This window comes from Pseudoalteromonas sp. S8-8 (assembly GCF_000497875.1).
GTDB lineage: Bacteria > Pseudomonadota > Gammaproteobacteria > Enterobacterales > Alteromonadaceae > Pseudoalteromonas > Pseudoalteromonas arctica.
The window spans coordinates 1-4,816 of sequence record NZ_AUTR01000076.1 but is presented as its reverse complement, the minus strand read 5'-3'; the positions used below and the strand labels follow the sequence as shown (position 1 = coordinate 4,816).

General features: G+C 38.7%; 6 protein-coding genes and 1 pseudogene. All 7 read right to left on the bottom strand.

From position 1 onward, the window contains the following. Window positions 1-804 (bottom strand): annotated as a pseudogene (locus L659_RS0122720) (contractile injection system protein, VgrG/Pvc8 family); the annotation flags it as partial. 433 nt (window positions 805-1,237) lie between these two features. Beyond that, complete coding sequence (locus tag L659_RS0122715) at window positions 1,238-1,627, bottom strand: hypothetical protein (protein ID WP_024592068.1); 390 nt, start codon at window positions 1,625-1,627, stop codon at window positions 1,238-1,240. 73 nt (window positions 1,628-1,700) lie between these two features. Further along, window positions 1,701-2,237 (bottom strand): DUF4303 domain-containing protein, encoded by a 537-nt coding sequence (locus tag L659_RS0122710; protein WP_024592067.1) that lies wholly within the window; start codon window positions 2,235-2,237, stop codon window positions 1,701-1,703. Window positions 2,238-2,506: 269 nt separating this feature from the next. Then, the gene (locus tag L659_RS0122705; protein ID WP_024592066.1) at window positions 2,507-2,848 is read right to left on the bottom strand and encodes an immunity protein YezG family protein; all 342 of its coding nucleotides are present in this window, start codon (window positions 2,846-2,848) and stop codon (window positions 2,507-2,509) included. A 21-nt stretch (window positions 2,849-2,869) separates the two neighbouring features. Then, on the bottom strand, window positions 2,870-3,409 hold the full coding sequence (locus tag L659_RS0122700) for a hypothetical protein (RefSeq protein ID WP_155945834.1): 540 nt from the start codon (window positions 3,407-3,409) through the stop codon (window positions 2,870-2,872). 274 nt (window positions 3,410-3,683) lie between these two features. Beyond that, entirely contained in the window at window positions 3,684-4,028 is a 345-nt protein-coding gene (locus tag L659_RS0122695; RefSeq protein ID WP_024592064.1) for a DUF600 family protein, read from the bottom strand. 9 nt (window positions 4,029-4,037) lie between these two features. Next, a partial coding sequence (locus tag L659_RS0122690) for a PoNe immunity protein domain-containing protein (RefSeq protein WP_024592063.1) occupies window positions 4,038-4,816 on the bottom strand: 779 nt, incomplete at its 5' end.

Sequence of the window (4,816 nt, the reverse complement as noted above, 5' to 3'; positions counted from 1 at the left end):
AACCAGTGCGCGATTGGCGCTGGCAAGGTGTTTTGATTTACTCGCTGCAGAAGCGGCAACACCCACCCCGCCTGTTAATATCGCTAATAATATTTCAAAGGCCATTACACCGGTTATACGTTGTTTATCTACGTACGAATGGGCTTCAATATAGTCATACGGAAAGCGCGCGAGTGTATTGCGGGTATCTTCATCGTCCATTAAGGCGAGTAATAATTCAAAGGCATCTGATAATGCACTGGTTGTTTTTTGGCTAAAGGCTAAAATTGTTTCAAGTTCGTGCTTAACCGCGTGTTTATCACCACTGGCAATAGCGTCAATCATTCTAAAGCAGGCAGAATACACACTGATATTTACATCAATCCCTAATACGATTAAATCAGCGATACCCGTTACAAGGGATTTTGCGCCTTGATACAGGCCCGTTGCGCGTGCACCGGTTTCAATCATCCATTGGGTGAAAAAGTCTTCTTGCTCAAAAATAGCATCGCCAATAGCTGCTTGTTTGCTTATTTCATCAAGCATGGAGGTGAGATGTTGTTTAAAGTCGTTACGCAGTTGGATGAGTTGTTGCTCATCAGCTTGAGTGGTTGCACGCAGCAAAACATCACTTTTACCTTGCGGTAAATTAGCCAAGGTGGCTACACCGTTTGCCAGTGAGCCGGTATGTTCAATGCCCTCATTATCGATAACAATATAGTCAATACCATCAACGGGCGAACCATCATCATAAAGGTATTCAAGTTCAAGCTGAGCGAGTGTACTTGCGGATAACGTATTGTCACCCAAATCAAACGCAGTCACTTGGCTAATGTTAACAGGGTTTGCATTGCTCGGTGCCCGCGCTGTTTGTGGGCTGGTTATGTCGTAATCAACTGGGCCATCAAAGGTTATAAATGTGCCATCGAGTGTAAGTACGTTAGTGGCGGTAATATCAACATTGCCTTGACTGTCGAGTTTTATCTCGCCGCCTGCGTTGTGAATAATTAAATCGCCATTACCTGAGCCCGTTATACTTATATTATTGTTTGTAAAAACGTAGGGCCATTAGTTTGGAGTTTTTCAAATTAGTTGCCGTAATAAGCTTTTACTCTTTAAGCGCAGCGCCTCTAGCCCTCTTTGTGAATAATTTACTCAAAAAACATATTGCACAAAGAGAAAAGAATGAGAAGTAAATGAGGGCGTTAGCCATAAAAAATAGCAATTATGTGAAAGGCTAGGCGCTAATTGTTAGCGCTTAGCCTCGCAACATCCGTGTTGTTAAAGAGTGGGGTAAATTAATACTTAATGTGTTGACCGCGGTTATTACTTCTTCATCGTTATTATCGCGTTCAAAACTTAAACCAAATTGGCCTTGGCGAGTAATGGTAAAAATAGCGCGTTGCCAATCTTCCACTTCATTTTTAATTGCATGATCAAATAATGTTTTAAACAGCGCAATTATATTTTCAGATACAGCAATTGCATGCTGTGTTTCGTCATCTGCTTTTATAAAGTGGGCTTTGCACTCAACCCCCGCATTATTTTCGCAATCTAAAATAAGCTGAGCTTCAAGCCATGGTTCATCAATTTGTTGATAAAGATACTGACCTAGGTGTTGCGGGATGTTTTTAATGTCGGGTTGCATTGGCTATCCTTAGCACTAGAAATTATTTTAATTAGGTTAGACTGTAATAACTATTATATGAATTTATTACAAATTATTTTATTTTTTCTAAGTAATTTTCAAATTCAGGATCTCTATATCCATCAGTTGTTAGTTGGGTGGTTTTTTGCATTAAATCGATTTCTTTATCACTAGGGTCGCTAAACTGTAATGAGATAAATGTATTGGCGTGATCAGAAACTGCTTTTTTAATATCTAAGATCACCTCAAGTACTATCTCGCTAAAAAATTGTGTTATTTGTGCATCAGTTAGATCTTCACTATATAGGTCATCAAATATTTCTTCTATTTTTTCATTGATTTCGTTAAAGCTCTTATATTCATAAAAAATATTTTCCCACTCAGATACTGAATATTTGAGTATAGGCCAATCATTTTCAGGAAATTTTTCTTTTTTCTTTTCTAAATAATGCTTAGAATTCCAAGAAAAACCAAACGAACTAAAACCAGAATCACAATGAACGGCTATTGTATTAAAGTCCTTTTTTTCAGTAATTAATTTTTTCAAGAGCGCTTTATAAATATCACTTAGGTCTTCGATAAGTTGATTTTTTTCTTGTTCAAGATTCATATTGTTCTACCTTTCGATATTGTTGCCCATTGCTCTAATACTTTGAGTGGACCTCCCTGCTTTTACTAGACAGTTTCTATTTCTTTAAGCGCAGCGCTTCTTAAGCTCTTTGTGAATGTTTTACTGAAGGCCATGTTGCATAAAGAGGAAAGAATGAGAAGTAAATGAGGGCGTTAACCGTAAAAAGCAGCTATTATGTGAAAGGTTAGGGCGTTAATTTTTAGCGCCTAACTTCACAACATCTATGTTGTTAAAGAGCAAATTAATACTTAATGTGTCTGAACAGCGGCTATTACTTCTTCATCGTTATTATCGCGCTCAAAGTTTAAGTTAAACTGGCCTTGACGAGTGATAGTAAAAATAGCGCGTTGCCAATCCTCAACTTCGTTTTTAATCGCATGGTCAAATAACGTTTTAAACAGCGCAGTGATATTTTCAGATACAGCAATTGCATGCTGTGTTTCGTCATCTGGTTTAATAAAATGGGCTTTGCACTCAATCACATTATTATTGCAATCTAAAATAAGCTGAGCTTTAAGCCACGGAGCATCAATTTGTTGATAAAGATACTGACCTAGGTGTTGCGGGATGTTTTTAATGTCGGGTTGCATGTGCTGTCCTTAGCGTTTTATTTATGACAAATCATCAAGCGATTCGCCTGGCTTTAAATAATTCAGCAGCTCGTTTTTATCCATAGGCCCTGTAATTTCTTCATCAAGAATTTCATCATTATCCCAATAACCTGAAATGGTATAATCGATATTCGAGCCTATTTTTTTCGTTTTCATATATGTTGAATAAAAAGTATCCCAGTATTTATTATCTATTTCATGCCACCACTCACCAAAACCACCTATGTTATCAACATCGCGTGATAAGCCTCTTAAATTACCAGCAGAGCTTGCAATTCCTGTAAGGTGGCCTTTTTTAGCTTTTTCAAAGTGTTCAAGCGCATTCTGAGCGCCGCGTTTTATATTGGGAGCGCCTCGTAGTTGCCATGACTTAAAGTTGTCCATGTTTAAAGTCGGGTTTTTTTGCAACTGGAGTTCAAACTCATTCATTCCGGCTTCAAGCGTTTCAACAATTTCCTGATAACTATCCACGTAAAGTTTGATGTAGTCTATTGAAGTAAACTTCCTCTCGATGAGTGTTTTTTTTGCATTTTCATTCATTATATTGCATCCGGCCAATTTGTTAGTTTGGTTGTATTTTGTCACCAGTGATTAAACCAGGCTTGATAAATATCTGTGTTCCCGCCCCATTAAGCGCAGCGTCTTCTAACATCATTATGAATAATTTTTAAAAAAATCGTTTGCACAAAGAGAAAAGAATGAGAAGTAAATGAGGGGCCCAATTTGAAATACAGCCAAAAGCTAAGGTACTAATTTTAAAAGGCTGTAGCACCAGCCAGCATCCGTGTTGTTAAAGAGCGGGTTACATTAATACTTAATATGTTTTAACAGCGGATATTAATTCTTCGTCATTATTATCGCGCTCAAAGTTTAAGTTGAACTGACCTTGACGAGTGATAGTAAAAATAGCGCGCTGCCAATTTTCCACTTCGTTTTTTATAGCGTGGTCAAATAACGTTTTAAACAACGCTGTTATATTTTCAGATACAGCAATTGCATGCTGTGTTTCGTCGTCTGCTTTAATAAAGTAGGCTTTGCACTCAAGTACATTGTTATTCTCGCAATCTAAAATAAGCTGAGCTTTAAGCCACGGAGCATCAATTTGTTGATAAAGGTACTGACCTAGGTGTTGCGGGATGTGTTTTATATCAGGTTGCATTGGCTGTCCTTAGCGCTCAGGCTTATTACGTATTAAATCATTGGCTAGCATTGGATGTGGCGTAAGCTGTACTTTGGTTATACCAAGTAAGTTTGCCACTAACGCATGCTCTAAACACCAGTACCCAATATAATAATCAGTATATTCAAATTCACAATCACATTCATGGTTGCCGTGCCAGTCGGCATCATCAAGTTGGGCATACCATTGCGATATAAACTGGTTTAGCTTCTGTGCTTGCGTATTTTTATCAAGACTAAAGGCGTCAAACAAACACTGGTAAACATCAGGGTAATAGAGGGTCTTTGCCATAGGGCGTTGTGAATCACCGAGCTTTACGGCAATAGCATCAAATAATGCATCTTTACCTTGTTCACCAATGACATCAAGCGTTTTACTAATATGCTCAGTGGGCGCGTCGCAGGCAACGAGTAACGACAGCCACCAAAGCGTATAAATATAGCGATTTATATTCGCAGAGCCACACGCATCGCCAGCGCCTCCAAGTTGCTCAAAATCAACACGGTAAAGCTGATGGGGTTGTGGAATGTTATTAGCTACCAAGGTGAGCTGTTCACGATAAGGTAAAATAGCGAGTACAAAAGGGCGTAGTTCATCAATAGAGGCACCATAAGAATAATGCGCTACAGCTCGCATAATCGCTAGTTGAAACAATCTCTGAGCCACATCAACGCGCTGAGTAGGGGAGGTAAATACAGCGTCGTCGAGTGCGGCTTGTGTTTCAGTTAGAGCTTCATCAAGGTCACTCGTAAGTGTTTGAAAGTAGC